The following is a 16,746-nucleotide window of genomic DNA, read 5'->3' as shown; positions in this document are numbered from 1 at the left end:
TCTCCCGCTTGCGGGAGAGGTCGCGCCGAAGGCGCGGGTGAGGGTTTTCTCCGCTTGGGGAATCTCACTGCGGAAGCACACCAAGATTCCTGATCCGCCCGGCGGCGAATTCCGCTATTGAGGGGCGCGGCAATCGTTCCGACCTTCCCCGCGAGCATTCCGCGCAATCGATCCGTCTCGCCGGAGCGTGGTCCTTCGATGCAGCTCTACCTCCCGATCGCCGATCTGCCGGTCAACGTCTTCCTGGTGCTGGCCATGGGCGCGGCGGTCGGCTTCGTCTCCGGCATGTTCGGCATCGGCGGCGGCTTCCTGATGACGCCGCTTCTGATCTTCATCGGCATCACGCCCGCGGTGGCGGTCGCCTCCGTCGCGAGCCATATCGCGGCGTCCTCCTGTTCCGGCGCACTCTCTTACTGGCGGCGGCGCGCGATCGATCCGGCGCTCGCCAGCGTGCTGTTATGCGGCGGCGTGACCGGCACGGCGCTCGGGGTGTGGACCTTCACGCAGCTTCGCGCCCTCGGCCAGCTCGATCTGATGATCGCGTTGTCCTACGTCGTGCTGCTCACCACGGTCGGCAGCCTGATGTTCTCGGAAGGCCTGCGCGCGCTGCTGCGGACGCGCCGGGGCGCCGTGCCGCCACGGCGCACCCACAACTGGATCCACGGCCTGCCGTTGAAGATGCGCTTCAAGCGCTCGAAGATCTACCTGTCGGTGATTCCGGTGGTGATCGTCGGCATCGTGATCGGCTTCATCGGCTCGATCATGGGCATCGGCGGCGGCTTCATCCTGGTTCCGATCATGATCTACCTCCTGCGAGTGCCGACCTCGACGGTGATCGGCACCTCGATGATCCTCACCCTCGTCACCATGCTGGTCGCGACCATGCTGCATGCGGTGACCAATCACCTGGTCGACGCCGTGCTGGCGCTGATCCTGATGGTCGGCGGCGTCACCGGCGCGCAGTTCGGCGCGCGTGCCGGACAGAAGATCCGCGGCGAGCAGTTGCGGCTGCTGCTCGGCCTGCTGATCCTCTCCGTCGGCGTCCGCTTCGCGATCGAGCTGGTGATCCAACCTGCGGATCTCTTCACCATCCGCGAGCTGGGAGCGAGCGGATGATGCGCGCGGCTCTCGCAATCCTCCTCGTCCTGTTGCTCGGTTCGGCCGCGCGCGCCGAGCGGCTGATCGTGTCCGTCTCCAATCACCGCGTCACGGTGACGCCGAACTATTCCGGCGAGGAGCTGGTGCTGTTCGGCTCGGTCGAGAAGGACGCCACCACGCCCGCCGACCGCACCGCCTATGATCTCGTTGTTACCGTGATAGGCCCGCGCGCCGACATGGTGACGCGGCGGAAGGAGCGCACCTTCGGCATCTGGATCAACACCGACTACCGGCAGTTCTTGCAAGTGCCGAGCTATCTGGCGCTGTTCGCCAACCGTCCCTTCGACCTCATCACCTCGCCCGAGATCGCACGGCGGCAGCAGATCGGGCTCAACAACGTGCTGCTGACCCAGCGGGTCAGCGGCGACTACGCCGACGTCGTGCCGAACGACGCGTTCCGCTCGGCCTTCATCCGCCTGCGCACCCAGCGCGGACTCTATCGCGAGGATCCGAGCGCGGTGACGTTCCTGACCCCGACGCTGTTCCGCACCGGCATTCCCCTGCCGGCGGAGGTGCCGATCGGCACCTATGAGGTCGAGATCAAGCTGTTCGCCAATGGTGCGTTCATCGGCAAGACCGAGACCGCGTTCGAGATCGTCAAGGTCGGCTTCGAGCAGTTCGTCGCCACCACCGCGCGACAGAACGGGCTGATCTACGGCCTCGCCACCGTGGCGATGGCGCTGATGACGGGATGGATGGCATCGATCGTGTTCCGGAAGGATTAGCCGCACTCTCCGTCATTGCGAGCGCAGCGAAGCAATCCGGAGTCCCTCTGCGGAGACAGTCTGGATTGCTTCGTCGCTTGGCTCCTCGCAATGACGGCTGCGGCGGCTCACGGCGCCTCGATCACCGTTGGCACACCCGGCTCCAGCAGGCGCAGCCGCGTCCCGAAGCCGAGCACGTCGAACGTCTTGCGCAGGTCCTCGCCGTTCTGGCGGAAATGCGCCCAGCCTTCGGTGTGCAGCGGCACGATCGTCGCATCGGGAAAGGCGCGCGCGGTCTCGACGGTGTCATTGGTGTCCATGGTGAGATGGAACGGCCCGCGCGTCTGCGCCGCGCCCGCGAACGGCAGCACCACGCCGCATTTGAAGCGGCGCGCGACTTCGGCGACGCCGTCGAACCAGGTGGTGTCGCCACTGATATAGACCGGGCTTGTGTCCTTCCGACTCGACGACACCACGAAGCCGATGACGTCGCCCGACAGCGGCTCGATGCCGGCCGGGCCGTGGCGCGCGGGCGTCGCGGTGATCGTCAGCGTGTTGCCGTCACCGTTCTTCAGATGCGCGGCGCTCCAGGGCGCGAGGCCCTCGATATGGCCGCCGAGGCGCCTTGCGCCGGCCTCGGTCGTCAGCACGCGCTTGACCTTGAAGAGATATTCGCGCCCGGAATTGTCGAGATTGTCGGAGTGCTGGTCGTGGCTGAGCAGCACCGCATCGATCGGGCCGATCGCGTCGGGCCTCACGGCTGGGCCGATCGTCTTCTCCAGCTTCACATGCGGCAGCTGATAGGCGCCGGGCGCATCGAAGGTCGGGTCGGTGAGCAGGCGAAAGCCGTCGATCTCGATCAGCGCGGTGGGACCGCCGATCAGGGTGATGGAAACGGGCATGATGAACTCCTGTTACGAGGCGGGCTGTGCGGGGCGCGTCACCAGATAAATGCCGAGCGCGACCGGAATGATCCCGAGCAGGTCGCGGGCCTCGACGTGCTCGCCGAGCACGAGGAACGCGAACAGAATGCCGAGCGGCGGCATCAGGAAATGATAGGCACTGGCGGCGGTGGCGCCACACACTTTCAGGAGATGAAACCAGAGCCAGTAGGCGAGGATTGAACCGCCGAGCACGAGGAAGGCGAAGGCGCCGATCAGGCTCGGCGTGACGTCGATCGCGTGGACGTCGGCAAAGGTCAGCGCGACCGGCGCCAGCACGATGCCGGCGGCAATATTCTGCACGCCATTGCCGATCCACAGGCTTCCCTTCGGCGCGAGCAGCTTGAACAGGATGGTGCCGGCGACGATCGAGGCGAGCGAGGCCAGCGTGAACACGATGCCGTGCAAGCTGTCGGTGCCGACCGACAGGCGATGCCAGACGATCGCCGTCACGCCGATGATTCCGAGCAACAGGCCGCTCGCCTTGCGCCAGGTCATGCCCTCGCCGAGCAGCAGCGCGGCGAGCGCTGCCGTGAACACCGGATTGGCCGAGACGATCAGCCCGCCGAGTCCGGCCGAGACCGATTGCAGGCCGGTATAGCCGAGCCCGAGATAGAGCGCGTTGTTGGCGATGCCGAGCACGGCGAAGATCGCGATGTCGCGCCATGACAGCGACCAGTCGCCACGCACCATCGTGGCGCCGAGGATCAGGACGCCGGCGAGCGAGAAGCGCGCCGCGAGCAGGATCAGCGGCGGACAATGGGTGACGCCGATCTTGCCGGCGACGAAGGCGTAACTCCAGAGCAGGCAGAACAGGCCGATGTAAAGGGGAAGCGCGTTGAACCGGCTGCGGGGAACCGAAATCGAGGGGGCGAGGGACATGACATTCTCCTGAGCCCTCGATCTAGGGAGGAGGCTTGTCATTTGGAAATTAAATGATTAACTGCCGTTAAGTTGATTTTCGAATGGAGGCGCCCATGCTCGACCTCGAGCTCCTGCGCAGCTTCGTCTCGGTGGTCGAGGCCGGCGGCTTCACCCGCGCCGGCGAGCGCGTCCACCGCACCCAGTCGACCGTCAGCCAGCAGATCAAGCGCCTGGAGGAGGACGTCGGCCAGGTGCTGCTGCATCGCGACGGCAAGGATGTGCGCCCCACTGAGGCCGGCGAGCGGCTGCTGTCCTATGCGCGGCGGCTGCTCTCGCTCGCCGAGGAGGCGCGCGACGTGCTGCGCCAGCCGGACGGCGAAGGCGCGATCAGGCTCGGCATTCCCGAGGATTTCGCGGCGTACCGGCTGGCAAAGCTGCTTGGCGCGTTCTCGCGCTCGCATCCGGGGCTGCGGCTGGACGTGCGCGCCGACCAGAGCAAGAACCTGTCCCGCGCGCTCGAACGCGGCGAGCTCGACCTGGCGCTGTTCAAGCGTGCAGCCGGCGAAAAGGGCGCCATCGCGGTGTGGCCGGAGCGGGTGCATTGGGTCACCAGCAAGAGCCATCCGATCGACGTCAACGTGCCCTCGGTGCCGCTGATCGGTTTTCCGACGGGCTGCCTCTATCGCGCCGGCGCCATCCACGCGCTGGAGAGCGCCGGCCGCGCCTGGCACATGACCTATTCGTCGTCGAGCCTTGCCGGCATCCAGGCCGCGGTCGCCGCCGGCATGGGGCTGAGCATCCTGTCGGAGATGTCGATCCAGTCCGATCATCGCGTGCTGACCGCGAAGGACGGTTTTGTGCCGATCAATAGGACCGAGGTGGCGCTGATGGCCTCGCCCGACTCCAGTCCCGCGACGTTGCGGCTTGCGAATCGGCTCGCGGAGTTCTGCGACAATGTGCAGGCAAAGGCGGCGTGATCCTGCGCCGACTCACTCTGCCGGAATCACCGTGAGCTCCGGCCACAGCGCCTTCCATCGCGCGGCCTTCGCCGCATAGCTTGCCGCCGAGAAATTCGGGCCCGGATTGGGCCGCGCGATCAACCCTGCGATATCATCGAAGCCGCGCGGCGCGTAGACCTCAAAGCCATCGCCTGCGCGCCTGACGCCGACCTGCGTGTTCTGCGTCAGGAAGCGGTCGATGCCGTCGGTCGAGCAGGCGAGCTGCGGGTAGGGCAGGCGGTGCTTGCCGGGATACCACAGATGCACGCGGGCCTGGTTGCGGGTCTCGATCTTGACGCCGAGATGCCCGAGCCGCGCCTGCATCTCCCGGATCACCGCATCCTCCGCCTCCCATGACGTGTCGGCGTCGAAATAGAACACGTCGTAATCGGCGATGCCGTGATCGATCGCGCGGCCCGTGAGCACGTTCCACGCCGTCTGCACCAGGCATCCCGAGACCAGCCATGCGTTGGGAAGCGCGAGCAGCGCCAGTTCGTCGATGATCGCAGCATTGATGGGGTTGTTCAGCGCCAGCGCGAGGAAGCGGTCGCGATCCATCGCCGCAATCACTCACGCACTAGCATCGAATGCGGTGCGCGCCGCCTTCGAGGCGAGGCCGCGCCAGCGTCGCCGCAGGAACGGCTCGACGGTCGCGCGCTTCGCCTTCGACAGGCGGATCAGCACGATCGGATAGTCGGCATAGTGATCGGTGAAGTAGAAGATCCTCGGCTGTCTCTCGACCAGCATCGCGCGCTCGTCAATCGGCACGTCAGGCACGACGAGACTGTCGCCATCCTCCTTCAGACGCGCCAGCATCTTCTTGCGCACCTTCAGCGCAGGCGTGCCGTAGGAGGTGCCGTCCTCGACCTCCGGCCACGTCAGCGCAAATTTTCTGACGTCGTCGAAGGTCATCTACGTCTCCGCAATTGAAGTCCTCATCCTGAGGGCCGCGCTCTTGCGCGGCGTCTCGAAGGATGGGCCGCGGGCCTCATGGTTCGAGACGCGCAAAGACGCGCTCCTCACCATGAGGAGCGTCTTCAATGCACGGCGGTGAAGAACCGCGCGAGCCGGAAGCCGGAGAGCCATGTCCACACCGGCTGGCCGCGGATGCCGAGATCCCAGGAGCCGAGCACGGCATCGGCGCGGCCGACCAGATTGTCGATCGGCAACAGGCCGACACCGCCGGAGCGCAGCGGCACGCGGCTGTCGGCGGAGTTGTCGCGGTTGTCGCCGAGCACGAACAGATGGCCGGGCGGCACCGTCACTTCCGGCGTGTTGTCGAGCGGGCCGTTGTCGCGCATCTTGAAGATCAGGTGCGAGACGCCGTTCGGCAGCGTCTCGATATAGCGGTAGGCGGGCTCGCGGCCGCCATTGTCGTCTTCAGCAGCGCCAACGCCATCCGGCTTCAGCTCGGCAGGGCGGTCGTTGATGAAGAGCTGGCCCTGCCGCATCTGGATACGGTCGCCGGGCAGGCCGACGACACGCTTGACCCAGGCCTGCGAGCGGTCACCGGGCCAGCGGAACACCACGACGTCGCCGAGCTTCGGCGTCTCCGCGAACACGCGCCCGGTTTCGGGCAGGTTGATCTGGATCGGCAGCGACGAGGTGCCGTAGCCATAGGGGAATTTCGAGGCCAGCAGCGCATCGCCGATCAGCAGCGTCGGCTCCATCGAGCCCGACGGCACGTAGAACGGCTCGGCGAGCGCGCCCTTGGCGATGAACACGGCGGCGACGATACCGGCGAGCTGCAGCAGCTGGCCGCCCCAGCCGCTGCTCTTCCGCTTGGTGGTGACGGTTACCTTGTCTTCAGCACTCATGCGCCCGTTCCACCTACCGTAATGCGTTCCATCAGGAGCGACGGCTGGCCGACGCCGACCGGCACGCCCTGGCCGTTCTTGCCGCAGGTGCCGATGCCGGTGTCGAGCGCGAGATCGTTGCCGATCATGCGGATGCGGTGCAGGTCGGTCGGCCCGTTGCCGATCAGCATGGCGCCCTTCAGCGGCGCGCCCAGCTTGCCGTTCTCGATCTTGTAGGCCTCGGTGCACTGGAACACGTACTTGCCCGAGGTGATGTCGACCTGGCCGCCGCCGAAATTCGCGGCGAAGACGCCGTTCTTCACGGAGGCGAGGATCTCGGCCGGATCGCGGTCGCCCGCGAGCATGTAGGTGTTGGTCATGCGCGGCATCGGCACATGGGCATAGCCCTGGCGGCGGCCGTTGCCGGTCGGCTTCATGTTCATCAGGCGCGCGTTCTGGCGGTCCTGCATGTAGCCGACCAGGATGCCGTCCTCGATCAGCACGGTGCGGTTGGTCGGCGTGCCCTCGTCGTCGATCGAGAGCGAGCCGCGGCGCGAGGCGATCGTGCCGTCGTCGACGACGGTGACGCCCTTGGCCGCGACCTGCTGGCCCATCAGGCCGGCGAACGCCGAGGTCTTCTTGCGGTTGAAGTCGCCTTCGAGGCCGTGGCCGACGGCTTCATGCAGCATCACGCCGGGCCAGCCGGCGCCCAGCACGACGTCCATCTCGCCGGCGGGGGCGGGAATCGATTCCAGATTGACGAGGGCCTCACGCAGCGCGCCGTCGGCGGCCTCGCGCCAGTTCTTGCTCTCGATGAATTCGGCATAGCCGGCGCGGCCGCCATAGCCCTTGCTGCCGCTCTCCTGACGGTCGCCCTGGCCGGCGACGACGGATACGTTGACGCGCACGAGCGGGCGGATGTCGCGATAGCTCTCGCCGTCGGGCCGCAGGATCTCCACGACCTGCCAGGTCGCGCCGAGGCTAACGCTGACCTGCCGCACCCGCGGATCCTTGTCGCGCAGATAGGCGTCGATCTCGGCGAGCAGCTTGACCTTGGTCTCGAAGCCCGGCGCATCCAGCGGATTGTCGTCGCCATAGAGCCGCACATTGGTGCGCGGGGGCGGCGCCGCAAAGCTGCCGGAGTAGCCGCCGCGCACCGCCGCGACGGCATCGGCGGCGCGAATCAGCGCCGGCAGCGACACGTCGGAAGAATGCGCATAGCCGACCGCGTCGTCCTTGACGGCGCGCAGGCCAAAGCCCTGCGAGGTGTCGTAGGTCGCCTGCTTCAGCCGCCCATTGTCGAACATCAGCGCTTCGGTCTGGCTGTATTCCAGGAACAGCTCACCGTCATCGGCACCGGCGAGCCCGCGCGCGACCTCGTTGCGAACCTGGTCGCGATCGAGATTGGCGCGGTCGAGCAGGGAGGTTGTGGCAGGGTTGGTCATGCGTCCGTCCATTATCGGAAGATGTGGGGCAAGATAATGGTTTCGGAACGGTTCCGCGAGGGGGCGGGCCGTCACATTACGGAAACGATAGGATTAGATGAGGCGTCGATGCCGATGCTGCATCCAGTGCGGATCGATGCTATCTTGTGTCCATGGATTACCGAGACATCATCTCGATTGAGCCCGGCAAGCGTGGAGGGCGACCGTGCATCCGTCACATGCGGATCGCTGTGGCAGATGTGCTCGGCTGGCTGGCCGCCGGCCAGACCCACGCTCAGATCCTCGATGACTTCCTCGAACTGACCGAGGACGATATCCGCGCTTGCCTCGCCTATGCCGCCGACCGCGAGAGGCGATTGGTGACCGCGCCGATATGAGGCTGCTGTTCGATCAGAATCTCAGCTTCAAGCTTTGCCAGATCGTTGCCGACCTATTTCCGGAGTCCAGTCACGTTCGGGCTCACGGGCTATCCGAAGTTGCGGACCTGCTTCGCCGACACGCAGAGACGATTCAGTCCTTCGAGGGCGATGACGGCACGGTATGCCTTGAGATCTACTAGGCCGGCGTAACAACCCTACGGCAGCTTGTCGTAGCCCTCGCCGAGGCCATTGAGGCTGAGCGGGAAGCCGATGCCTTCTTCCGGGGTCTCGAAGATGATGAAGGTCGCGGTCTTGGCGTTGCGGAGCTGGCCGAGCAGCTTGTCGTCCATCACGACCTCGGCGACGCAGCCATTGGGCAGGCAGCGGACGAAGCCGGCGCGGCCGACGTCCTGATTGTCGAGCTTGAGGCCGAGGCCGGAGGGCAGGAGAACGCCGAGCGGCGCGACCACCCGCATCAGGCGGCTCTTCTGGTCGGCGGTTTTGAGCACGATCACGGTCAGACCGGCATTGGAGCGGTCTTCGGCCACGACGCTCTGGATCAGGGCGCATTGCTCGGTCTGGGCGCCCGGCGGGGTGTCGCAGCGGATCTGCCAGTCGCCATGAACGGAGCGCACCGCGCCCTGCGCATGGGCAAGGCCGGGCAGTGCCACGACGACGGCGGCCGCCAGCACGGCGGCCAGCATCGTGAGGCCGTCAGCCTGCCTTGCCATCCATCTCGAAAACCCCATCGGGTCGGTCCCTCTGCTCGCCTGGGTCGCTCGCGCCTGGCGGACTGATACGGGAATGACGGCGTCTTGAAGGCAATTCCCAAGCAAATTCCGCGCCGCCGCGCACCGCCATTGCCCGCACGAATCAGGTTCCTGCGCGGCTGTCTGCCAGTGCCTACCGCGGGCAATTCCGCTGTCAAGCCGCAGCATACCGGGAAACGGTATTTTTGTCTGATGTTACTAGGAAATATCTTGCGGGTGATGCCTGGCAGATGAGGCCCAAGACTGCATTGCGATAGATCAAGAATTATGGTTTGAGAGGCTTGATTTCGGCGTTCTAGCGATCTGGCCCCAATCCCTCTTAGAGGTATTCTTGCGTGGCGGTTTGTCAGACGGGCGGATCGAATAAGCGTTTCCCGGAAACAGGGGAGCGCACTCGGGGTGATTTCGTAAGGGGAGCGCGAACGGCATGAGGATGTCGATGGGTCGGGTGGGCCGGCATTTGCTGGGAATGGCCACCATCGCCGTGGTGGCGGCTGGCATGACGCTGGCGACGGGCGGCGTGGCATTCGCCGAGCTCGGGCAACCGGCGCCGTGGGAGTGGACGCTCCAGCAATCCGGCTCGCCGGTGATGGACAACATCGTCTGGTTCCACAACTTCCTGTTCGTGCTGATCACCCTGATCACGCTGTTCGTCCTGGCGCTGCTGGTGATCGTGGTCATCAGGTTCAATGCGAAGGCCAATCCGGTGCCGTCGCGCACCACCCACAACACGTTGATCGAGGTGGTGTGGACCCTGGTTCCGGTGCTGATTCTGGTGGGCATCGCGGTGCCGTCGTTCCGGCTCCTGTTCCTCCAGCTCGACATTCCGAAGGCAGATCTGACCGTCAAGGCGACGGGCAAGCAGTGGTACTGGTCCTATGCCTATCCGGATAACGGCAAGTTCGAGTTCGACTCGCTGATGGCCCAGGACAAGCAGCCCCGCCTGCTCGGCGTCGACAACGAGATGGTGGTGCCGGTCAACAAGGTGATCCGGGTCCAGGTCACCGGCGCCGACGTCATCCACGCCTTCGCGCTGCCGGCTTTCGGCGTCAAGATCGACGCCATCCCGGGCCGCCTGAACGAGACCTGGTTCAAGGCCACCAAGACCGGCATGTATTACGGCCAGTGCTCGGAACTATGCGGCAAGGATCATGCCTTCATGCCGATCGCGATCCGCGTGGTGGACGACCAGGAGTTCGCCTCCTGGGTCGAGGCGGCGAAGAAGAAATTTGCGAGCGGCGGCACCAGCACCTACGCCTCCGCGGCCGGCCCGACGCAGTAAGCGCCGGGCGACGGCTCGAGGGACTGTGAAAGCGACATGAAGGGCGGGACCGCATCAGGTCCGAACGGGACGCAAGGCAGGATTTGAAAATGGCAACGAGCGCAGCGGCACACGGCGATCACGCGCAAGACCACGGGCACGACGAGCACGCCCATCCGACCGGATGGCGGCGCTACGTCTATTCGACCAACCACAAGGACATCGGCACGATGTACCTGATCTTCGCGGTCATCGCCGGCGTCATCGGCGCCGCGATGTCGATCGCGATCCGGGCCGAGCTGATGTATCCCGGCGTGCAGATCTTCCACGAGACGCACACCTATAACGTGTTCGTGACCTCTCACGGCCTGATCATGATCTTCTTCATGGTCATGCCCGCGATGATCGGCGGGTTCGGCAACTGGTTCGTGCCGCTGATGATCGGCGCGCCCGACATGGCGTTCCCGCGCATGAACAACATCTCGTTCTGGCTGCTGCCGGCCTCCTTCGCGCTGCTCCTGATGTCGACCTTCGTCGAGGGCGAGCCGGGCGCCAACGGCGTCGGCGCCGGCTGGACCATGTACGTGCCGCTGTCGAGCTCCGGTCATCCGGGCCCGGCCGTCGACTTCGCGATCCTGTCGCTGCATCTGGCGGGCGCCTCGTCGATCCTCGGCGCCATCAACTTCATCACGACGATCTTCAACATGCGCGCGCCGGGCATGACCCTGCACAAGATGCCGCTGTTCGTGTGGTCGATCCTGGTGACGGTGTTCCTGCTGCTGCTGTCGCTGCCGGTCCTCGCCGGCGCGATCACCATGCTGCTCACCGACCGCAATTTCGGCACGACGTTCTTCGCGCCCGACGGCGGCGGCGACCCCGTGCTGTTCCAGCACCTGTTCTGGTTCTTCGGTCACCCCGAGGTGTACATCCTGATCCTGCCCGCCTTCGGCATGATCAGCCAGATTGTCTCGACCTTCTCGCGCAAGCCCGTGTTCGGATATCTCGGCATGGCCTACGCCATGGTCGCGATCGGCGGCATCGGCTTCGTGGTGTGGGCGCACCACATGTACACGGTCGGCATGTCCTCGGCGACGCAGGCCTATTTCGTCGCGGCCACGATGGTCATCGCGGTCCCGACCGGCGTGAAGATCTTCTCGTGGATCGCCACGATGTGGGGCGGCTCGATCGAGTTCCGTGCGCCGATGATCTGGGCGGTGGGATTCATCTTCCTGTTCACGGTCGGTGGCGTCACCGGCGTCGTGCTGGCGAACGCCGGCGTCGACCGTGTGCTCCAGGAGACCTACTACGTCGTCGCGCACTTCCACTACGTGCTCTCGCTCGGCGCGGTATTCGGGATCTTTGCCGGCTGGTACTACTGGTTCCCGAAGATGTCGGGCTACATGTACAACGAGACGCTGGCGAAGGCGCACTTCTGGGTCACCTTCATCGGCGTCAACCTGGTGTTCTTCCCGCAGCACTTCCTCGGCCTGTCGGGCATGCCGCGCCGCTATGTCGATTATCCCGACGCGTTCGCGGGCTGGAACCTGGTCTCCTCGCTCGGCTCCTACATCTCCGGCTTCGGCGTCCTGATCTTCCTCTACTGCGTGATTGACGCCTTCATGAAGAAGGTGCCGGCCGGCGACAATCCGTGGGGTGCGGGTGCGACCACGCTGGAGTGGACGTTGCCCTCGCCGCCGCCCTTCCACCAGTTCGAAGTGCTGCCCCGCGTGCAGTAAGCCATAATCCGCGGCGCCCGTGACGGGCGCCGCGGCTCCGTAACGAAGCGAGTTGAATTAAGTGTCCGTCCTCGACCACAACGCCATCGACATCAATCCCCGCATCTCCGAAGCGGAGGTCGGCGATTACATCGCGCTGCTCAAGCCGCGGGTGATGTCGCTGGTGGTCTTCACCGCGCTGGTCGGGATGGCGATGGCGCCCGGGCATTTCCACTGGGTGCTGGCGATCACCTCGCTGCTCTGCATCGCCGTCGGTGCAGGCGCCTCCGGCGCGCTCAACATGGCGCTCGAAGGCGACATCGACGCCAAGATGTCGCGCACGGCGAACCGGCCGATCCCGCGCGGCCGCATCACCCGTCCCGAGGCGATGGCGTTCGGCACGACGCTCGCCTTCTTCTCGGTGATGACGCTCGGCATCCTCGTCAACTGGATCGCGGGCGCGCTGCTCGCCTTCACCATCTTCTTCTACGTCGTGATCTACACGCTTCTCCTGAAGCGCTGGACCGCGCAGAACATCGTGATCGGCGGCGCCGCCGGCGCGCTGCCGCCGGTGGTGGCCTGGGCCGCGGTGACCGGCACGGTCGATGTCGAGCCGCTGCTGCTGTTCGCCATCATCTTCTTCTGGACCCCGCCGCACTTCTGGGCGCTGGCGCTGTTCCGCTCCGACGACTATGCGCGTGCCGGCATTCCGATGTTGCCCAACGTCGCTGGTCCCGACGCGACGCGCCTTCAGATCCTGCTCTACACCATCGTGCTGATCGCGGTCGCCGCCGCGCCCTGGGCGCTCGGCTATTTCGACGCGGTCTACGGCGTGGTCTCGCTGATCCTCGGCGCCGGCATGCTGGTGCTCGCGATCAACGTCTATATGCGCCGCGAGCGCAGCCAGTCGCTGCGCGCGACCCGCAAGCTGTTTGCCTTCTCGATCCTTTATCTGTTCGCGCTGTTTGCGACCTTGCTGGCCGAGGTCGTGTTCCGGGCGCTTGCTCCGATGGTAGGGGGCGCATGATCGCAGGAATGGCCGACAAACCCGAGCCAGATGGAATCGTCCTCACCGAGGCGCAGAAGCGGAGCCGTCGTCAGCGCTCGATCGCCATTGCTTTGGCGCTCGGCGTGCTCGTGGTGCTGTTCTTCGCCGTCACCATGGTCAAGGGACCGGCAGTTCTCGTCCGGCCGATGTAGGAAAAATGGATCACGAGCCGACCATATCGCGGGATCAGGGCCGGACGGCCGGCAAGGGCCGTCTCCGTGGCCTTGGCCGCGACGCGATGGTCGCCTCGATCTGCGGCGGCGTGGTGGCGCTGATGGTCGGCGCCTCCTACGCGGCGGTGCCGTTCTACAACTGGTTCTGCCGCGCCACCGGCTTCAACGGCACGACCCAGGTCGCGACCTCCGCGCCCGCCACCGGTCCGATCGCGCGCAAGATCGCAGTACGCTTCGATTCCAACGTCGCGCCCGGCCTGCCCTGGAAGTTCGAGCCGGAGCAGAACGAGATCGAGGTCAATATCGGCCAGGTCGTGACTGTCTTCTACACCGTCACCAACCAGGCCGCGCGGACCACCGCAGGCCAGGCCGCCTACAACGTCGCCCCGCTGACGGTCGGCTCCTATTTCCAGAAGATCAACTGCTTCTGCTTCACCGAGCAGACCATGGCGCCCGGCGAGAAGCGGGAAATGCCGGTCGTGTTCTACGTCGACCCGTCGATCGCCGACGACCACGAGAACGACGGGCTGAATACGATCACGCTGTCCTACACGTTCTATCCGGTGCGCGATCCGGTGGTGAAGCCGCTGGCATCGGGTGAGGACGACAAACGCAAGGGAAATCTCTGATCGCCGGGCTCGCGCCGCGGGGATTGGACACAAGGGGATAAGTGCCGCGCAGGCACGGGATTGAGGAGAGAGACGGCAAATGGCTACGGCGCACACCAAGCATCACGACTATCATCTGGTCGATCCCTCTCCCTGGCCGGCCGTCGGCTCGCTCTCCGCCTTCATCATGGCGGTCGGCGCGATCGCCTGGATGCATCACATGTTCTCGGCCGCGCCGATCGTGTTCGGCGTCGGTACCGTCGGCGTGCTCTACACCATGGCGAGCTGGTGGGGCGACGTGATCAAGGAAGCCCAGTACAAGGGCGACCACACCCGCGTCGTGCAGCTTCATCACCGCTACGGCATGATCCTGTTCATCGCCTCCGAGGTGATGTTCTTCGTGGCCTGGTTCTGGGCCTATTTCAACGCCGCGCTGTTTCCGGCCGATGCCGTCCATGCGACGCGCGATGCGGTGTTCGGCTGCGGCCTCGGCACCCAGGCCGGCGCCTGCGCGGTCCCCGGCACCTGGCCGCCGAAGGGCATCGAGACCTTCGATCCCTGGCATCTGCCGCTGCTCAACACGCTGATCCTGCTCACCTCCGGCACCACGGTGACCTGGGCGCACCATGCGCTGCTCGAGAACGATCGCCAGGGCCTGAAGTATGGCCTGATCCTGACCGTCGTGCTCGGCGCGCTCTTCACCTGCGTGCAGGCCTACGAGTACAGCCATGCGGCGTTCTCCTTCGCCGGCAACGTCTATGGTGCGACCTTCTTCATGGCGACCGGCTTCCACGGCTTCCATGTGCTGGTCGGCACCATCTTCCTGATCGTGTGCCTTGCCCGCGCCTATGCCGGCCACTTCACGCCGAAGCAGCATCTCGGCTTCGAGTTCGCCGCCTGGTATTGGCATTTCGTCGATGTGGTCTGGCTGTTCCTGTTCCTCTGCATCTATGTGTGGGGACAGGGCGCCGCGACCATGGCTCACGGCGCGCACTGAGCCGCGACGCAGAAGATCAGAAAGGGCGGCCGTGGGGCCGCCCTTTCGCTTTCGGCCGCCTGAAGTTTCGGCGGAAACTGTGATAGGGTCCTTTCCCATGAACGACACCGCCGGCCCATCCGAGGCCGAAACCACCGTCCTGCAAAGCGCGCTGCGCGGGCTTGCCTGCAAGTGCCCGCGCTGTGGTGAGGGCAAGCTCTATGCGGGCTTCCTGACGCTCGCGCCTCGCTGCGAGCGCTGCGGATTGGACTACGCCTTCATCGATACCGGCGACGGCCCGGCGATCTTCATCATCATGCTGGCCGGCGCGATCGTGGTCGGCTGTGCGCTCGTCGTCGAGGTCAAGTATCAGCCGCCGTTCTGGCTGCATGCGGTGCTCTGGCTGCCGCTGATCCTCGCCACCACGCTGCTGCCGCTGCGCGCGATGAAGTCGCTGCTGATCGCGCTGCAATTCCACCACAAGGCGGCGCCGGGCCGACTCATCGACCGCGCGAAATGACCAAGACGGCGCGTAAGCCTCGCGTGGCCGGCTTCGCGCTGTTCACGCTGCTCCTGACGGCCGTGTTCGTCGCGCTCGGCGTCTGGCAGTTGCAGCGCCGAACAGCCAAGCACGAATTGATCGCGGCCCTCACCGAGCGGCTTGCGGCCGCGCCGGTCGCGATGCCGCCGCCCGCGCAATGGGCCGCGCTCAATCCCGCCCGCGATGAGTTCCGCCGGGTCAGCTTCACCGCGACCTACGCGCCGCTGCCCGATGCGATGGTCTATTCCTCCGGCTCGGCCGTGCGCAAGGATGCCTCCGGCCCCGGCACCTGGGCGTTCCTGCCGGTGCGGCTTCCAGGCGGCGAGACGGTCGTGATCGATGCCGGCTTCGTCGAGAACACGATGCAGGATCGCAGCGTCGAGGATCGCGCGGTGAGGAAACTCGTCACGGGGCAGCCGGTCGCGCTCACCGGCTATCTGCGCTTTCCCGAGGCCCCCGGCTGGCTCACGCCGGCGGAGAACCGCGACAAGCGGCTCTGGTTCGTGCGCGATCATCTGGGAATCGCAAGCGCGCTCGGCTGGGGCGCGGTTGCGCCGTTCTATGTCGACCTCGAGCAGCCGGTGCCCGAGTACGGCATCCCGCGTCCGGGTCCCCTCGACGTGCATCTGAAGGACGATCACCTGCAATACGCCATCACCTGGTTCACGCTTGCAGGCGCCCTGTTGATCGCTTTCGCCGTGTGGGCGAGGGGCCGGCAGCAAGGCTGAGCTCATCAGTGGACACCCCGAGGGAACCCGGTATCGCCCGGGCTTTACCATTCAGCGGACATTCACGAGTGTGGTCCTAAGCCGCGCTCGGTTGTCCGCGGCAGAGGATTGCGGCGTGCGTGATTTTGATCAGATGGGAATTGTCGTCGATTGGGTGGACGCCTGCCGGAAGGGCGACCTTGCGACGTTGCTCGACCTCTATGCCGACGATGCCCAGGTCGAGTGCTCGTGCAACGGAACGCAGCGCTATCGCGGCCGACGCGAGCTCGAAACCTATTGGGGGCCGCGGCTCAGCACCTTCTCATCGGCAGGCTTCGGTCTCGAAGAGATCAATCCTGTGCCGCACGGCATCGATCTCGAATATTCGATCGCAGGCGCGCTGCGCATCCACGCCTCGTTTCGCTTCAGCTCCGAAGGCAAGATCTACCGCACGCTGTGCGCACCGGCGCGGCAGACCCCGCACGACGGCTGCGCGTGCTGATCCCGACCCGCACATCATCCACCATCTGACGTCACGCTTCGCCACTCGGCCGTGGGAGCGGGCTCGCATTCAGCGAGGTCGCGATGGACATCAGCTATCGTGCTGATCGAGGCGGGCTTCATCTCTTTCCCGAAAAATCTGCTTCTCTTTCCTTCGCAGCGTGCCTCTATTTCCCGTTTC

21 protein-coding genes are annotated in these 16,746 nt (G+C 65.6%); 14 read left to right on the top strand and 7 right to left on the bottom strand.

Annotated features, from left to right (window positions below; translation table 11 throughout):
- The first annotated feature begins 198 nt into the window (after positions 1–198).
- Together GPL20_RS36445 and GPL20_RS36440 are read left to right on the top strand one after the other, a co-directional pair.
- Complete coding sequence (locus GPL20_RS36445) at positions 199–1,116, top strand: sulfite exporter TauE/SafE family protein (RefSeq protein WP_157337190.1); 918 nt, start codon at positions 199–201, stop codon at positions 1,114–1,116.
- Positions 1,113–1,883, top strand: coding sequence for a TIGR02186 family protein (locus GPL20_RS36440; RefSeq protein ID WP_157337188.1), 771 nt, complete (start codon positions 1,113–1,115; stop codon positions 1,881–1,883). Before GPL20_RS36445 ends, GPL20_RS36440 begins: the two co-directional genes overlap by 4 nt.
- A gap of 107 nt (positions 1,884–1,990) precedes the next feature.
- Here the strand turns inward: GPL20_RS36440 and GPL20_RS36435 are convergent, their stop codons facing one another.
- Both GPL20_RS36435 and GPL20_RS36430 read right to left on the bottom strand, forming a co-directional pair.
- On the bottom strand, positions 1,991–2,764 hold the full coding sequence (locus GPL20_RS36435) for an MBL fold metallo-hydrolase (RefSeq protein ID WP_157337186.1): 774 nt from the start codon (positions 2,762–2,764) through the stop codon (positions 1,991–1,993).
- Positions 2,765–2,776: 12 nt separating this feature from the next.
- Positions 2,777–3,685, bottom strand: a complete 909-nt coding sequence (locus GPL20_RS36430) for a DMT family transporter (protein ID WP_157337184.1) — start codon at positions 3,683–3,685, stop codon at positions 2,777–2,779.
- 95 nt (positions 3,686–3,780) lie between these two features.
- Between GPL20_RS36430 and GPL20_RS36425 the strand changes: the two genes are divergently transcribed.
- On the top strand, positions 3,781–4,644 hold the full coding sequence (locus GPL20_RS36425) for a LysR family transcriptional regulator (RefSeq protein ID WP_157337182.1): 864 nt from the start codon (positions 3,781–3,783) through the stop codon (positions 4,642–4,644).
- A 12-nt stretch (positions 4,645–4,656) separates the two neighbouring features.
- On the opposite strand, the gene GPL20_RS36420 is transcribed toward GPL20_RS36425, so the two are convergent.
- The 4 genes from GPL20_RS36420 to tldD all read right to left on the bottom strand — a co-directional run bounded on the left by GPL20_RS36420 (position 4,657) and on the right by tldD (position 7,906).
- Positions 4,657–5,223 (bottom strand): nucleotidyltransferase family protein, encoded by a 567-nt coding sequence (locus tag GPL20_RS36420; protein WP_157337180.1) that lies wholly within the window; start codon positions 5,221–5,223, stop codon positions 4,657–4,659.
- Positions 5,224–5,235: 12 nt separating this feature from the next.
- Entirely contained in the window at positions 5,236–5,577 is a 342-nt protein-coding gene (locus GPL20_RS36415; RefSeq protein WP_157337178.1) for an MmcQ/YjbR family DNA-binding protein, read from the bottom strand.
- 125 nt (positions 5,578–5,702) lie between these two features.
- Positions 5,703–6,482: a signal peptidase I gene (gene lepB / locus GPL20_RS36410; RefSeq protein ID WP_157337175.1), complete on the bottom strand. Its 780-nt coding sequence runs from the start codon at positions 6,480–6,482 to the stop codon at positions 5,703–5,705.
- Entirely contained in the window at positions 6,479–7,906 is a 1,428-nt protein-coding gene (gene tldD, locus GPL20_RS36405) for a metalloprotease TldD (RefSeq protein WP_157337173.1), read from the bottom strand. Before tldD ends, lepB begins: the two co-directional genes overlap by 4 nt.
- Before the next feature lie 152 nt (positions 7,907–8,058).
- Here tldD and GPL20_RS36400 point away from each other — a divergent pair, with 152 nt between their 5' ends.
- Positions 8,059–8,283: a DUF433 domain-containing protein gene (locus GPL20_RS36400; protein ID WP_157337193.1), complete on the top strand. Its 225-nt coding sequence runs from the start codon at positions 8,059–8,061 to the stop codon at positions 8,281–8,283.
- Positions 8,280–8,465 carry a DUF5615 family PIN-like protein gene (locus GPL20_RS40360; protein WP_167533358.1) on the top strand — a complete coding sequence of 62 codons (186 nt, stop codon included), beginning with the start codon at positions 8,280–8,282 and terminating at the stop codon, positions 8,463–8,465. Before GPL20_RS36400 ends, GPL20_RS40360 begins: the two co-directional genes overlap by 4 nt.
- Positions 8,466–8,480: 15 nt before the next feature.
- Here GPL20_RS40360 and GPL20_RS36395 read toward each other — a convergent pair whose 3' ends face one another.
- The gene (locus GPL20_RS36395; protein ID WP_157337171.1) at positions 8,481–9,014 is read right to left on the bottom strand and encodes an invasion associated locus B family protein; all 534 of its coding nucleotides are present in this window, start codon (positions 9,012–9,014) and stop codon (positions 8,481–8,483) included.
- A gap of 448 nt (positions 9,015–9,462) precedes the next feature.
- Between GPL20_RS36395 and coxB the strand changes: the two genes are divergently transcribed.
- The 9 genes from coxB (at position 9,463) to GPL20_RS36350 (ending at position 16,566) form a co-directional block, all read left to right on the top strand.
- On the top strand, positions 9,463–10,317 hold the full coding sequence (gene coxB, locus GPL20_RS36390) for a cytochrome c oxidase subunit II (protein WP_157337169.1): 855 nt from the start codon (positions 9,463–9,465) through the stop codon (positions 10,315–10,317).
- Positions 10,318–10,406: 89 nt separating this feature from the next.
- Positions 10,407–12,032 carry a cytochrome c oxidase subunit I gene (gene ctaD, locus GPL20_RS36385; RefSeq protein ID WP_157337167.1) on the top strand — a complete coding sequence of 542 codons (1,626 nt, stop codon included), beginning with the start codon at positions 10,407–10,409 and terminating at the stop codon, positions 12,030–12,032.
- 61 nt (positions 12,033–12,093) lie between these two features.
- On the top strand, positions 12,094–13,038 hold the full coding sequence (locus GPL20_RS36380; RefSeq protein WP_254126102.1) for a heme o synthase: 945 nt from the start codon (positions 12,094–12,096) through the stop codon (positions 13,036–13,038).
- Positions 13,035–13,211: a CoxF protein gene (locus GPL20_RS36375; protein ID WP_157337165.1), complete on the top strand. Its 177-nt coding sequence runs from the start codon at positions 13,035–13,037 to the stop codon at positions 13,209–13,211. Before GPL20_RS36380 ends, GPL20_RS36375 begins: the two co-directional genes overlap by 4 nt.
- 5 nt (positions 13,212–13,216) lie before the next feature.
- Entirely contained in the window at positions 13,217–13,861 is a 645-nt protein-coding gene (locus tag GPL20_RS36370; RefSeq protein WP_157337163.1) for a cytochrome c oxidase assembly protein, read from the top strand.
- A 79-nt stretch (positions 13,862–13,940) separates the two neighbouring features.
- Positions 13,941–14,837, top strand: a complete 897-nt coding sequence (locus tag GPL20_RS36365) for a cytochrome c oxidase subunit 3 (RefSeq protein ID WP_157337161.1) — start codon at positions 13,941–13,943, stop codon at positions 14,835–14,837.
- 97 nt (positions 14,838–14,934) lie between these two features.
- The gene (locus GPL20_RS36360) at positions 14,935–15,336 is read left to right on the top strand and encodes a DUF983 domain-containing protein (RefSeq protein ID WP_157337159.1); all 402 of its coding nucleotides are present in this window, start codon (positions 14,935–14,937) and stop codon (positions 15,334–15,336) included.
- On the top strand, positions 15,333–16,085 hold the full coding sequence (locus tag GPL20_RS36355; RefSeq protein WP_157337158.1) for an SURF1 family protein: 753 nt from the start codon (positions 15,333–15,335) through the stop codon (positions 16,083–16,085). The genes GPL20_RS36360 and GPL20_RS36355 overlap by 4 nt, the downstream gene beginning before the upstream one ends.
- Before the next feature lie 115 nt (positions 16,086–16,200).
- Entirely contained in the window at positions 16,201–16,566 is a 366-nt protein-coding gene (locus GPL20_RS36350) for a nuclear transport factor 2 family protein (protein ID WP_254126104.1), read from the top strand.
- The last annotated feature ends 180 nt before the right edge of the window (positions 16,567–16,746 follow it).

Source organism: Bradyrhizobium cajani, from assembly GCF_009759665.1.
Taxonomy (GTDB): domain Bacteria; phylum Pseudomonadota; class Alphaproteobacteria; order Rhizobiales; family Xanthobacteraceae; genus Bradyrhizobium; species Bradyrhizobium cajani.
The sequence above is the reverse complement of the archived record's forward strand: the minus strand, read 5'-3'. Positions and strand labels throughout refer to the sequence as shown.

Bases quoted from the DNA above. Each gene is read 5' to 3' on its own strand.
- GPL20_RS36420 (WP_157337180.1), bottom strand. From the start codon at position 5,223: ATGGATCGCGACCGCTTCCTCGCGCTGGCGCTGAACAACCCCATCAAT.
- tldD (WP_157337173.1), bottom strand. From the start codon at position 7,906: ATGACCAACCCTGCCACAACCTCCCTGCTCGACCGCGCCAATCTCGAT.
- GPL20_RS36430 (WP_157337184.1), bottom strand. From the start codon at position 3,685: ATGTCCCTCGCCCCCTCGATTTCGGTTCCCCGCAGCCGGTTCAACGCG.
- GPL20_RS36445 (WP_157337190.1), top strand. From the start codon at position 199: ATGCAGCTCTACCTCCCGATCGCCGATCTGCCGGTCAACGTCTTCCTG.
- GPL20_RS36415 (WP_157337178.1), bottom strand. From the start codon at position 5,577: ATGACCTTCGACGACGTCAGAAAATTTGCGCTGACGTGGCCGGAGGTC.
- coxB (WP_157337169.1), top strand. From the start codon at position 9,463: ATGAGGATGTCGATGGGTCGGGTGGGCCGGCATTTGCTGGGAATGGCC.
- ctaD (WP_157337167.1), top strand. From the start codon at position 10,407: ATGGCAACGAGCGCAGCGGCACACGGCGATCACGCGCAAGACCACGGG.
- GPL20_RS36400 (WP_157337193.1), top strand. From the start codon at position 8,059: ATGGATTACCGAGACATCATCTCGATTGAGCCCGGCAAGCGTGGAGGG.
- GPL20_RS36440 (WP_157337188.1), top strand. From the start codon at position 1,113: ATGATGCGCGCGGCTCTCGCAATCCTCCTCGTCCTGTTGCTCGGTTCG.
- GPL20_RS40360 (WP_167533358.1), top strand. From the start codon at position 8,280: ATGAGGCTGCTGTTCGATCAGAATCTCAGCTTCAAGCTTTGCCAGATC.
- GPL20_RS36355 (WP_157337158.1), top strand. From the start codon at position 15,333: ATGACCAAGACGGCGCGTAAGCCTCGCGTGGCCGGCTTCGCGCTGTTC.
- GPL20_RS36365 (WP_157337161.1), top strand. From the start codon at position 13,941: ATGGCTACGGCGCACACCAAGCATCACGACTATCATCTGGTCGATCCC.
- GPL20_RS36375 (WP_157337165.1), top strand. From the start codon at position 13,035: ATGATCGCAGGAATGGCCGACAAACCCGAGCCAGATGGAATCGTCCTC.
- GPL20_RS36370 (WP_157337163.1), top strand. From the start codon at position 13,217: ATGGATCACGAGCCGACCATATCGCGGGATCAGGGCCGGACGGCCGGC.
- GPL20_RS36425 (WP_157337182.1), top strand. From the start codon at position 3,781: ATGCTCGACCTCGAGCTCCTGCGCAGCTTCGTCTCGGTGGTCGAGGCC.
- GPL20_RS36395 (WP_157337171.1), bottom strand. From the start codon at position 9,014: ATGGGGTTTTCGAGATGGATGGCAAGGCAGGCTGACGGCCTCACGATG.
- GPL20_RS36360 (WP_157337159.1), top strand. From the start codon at position 14,935: ATGAACGACACCGCCGGCCCATCCGAGGCCGAAACCACCGTCCTGCAA.
- GPL20_RS36435 (WP_157337186.1), bottom strand. From the start codon at position 2,764: ATGCCCGTTTCCATCACCCTGATCGGCGGTCCCACCGCGCTGATCGAG.
- lepB (WP_157337175.1), bottom strand. From the start codon at position 6,482: ATGAGTGCTGAAGACAAGGTAACCGTCACCACCAAGCGGAAGAGCAGC.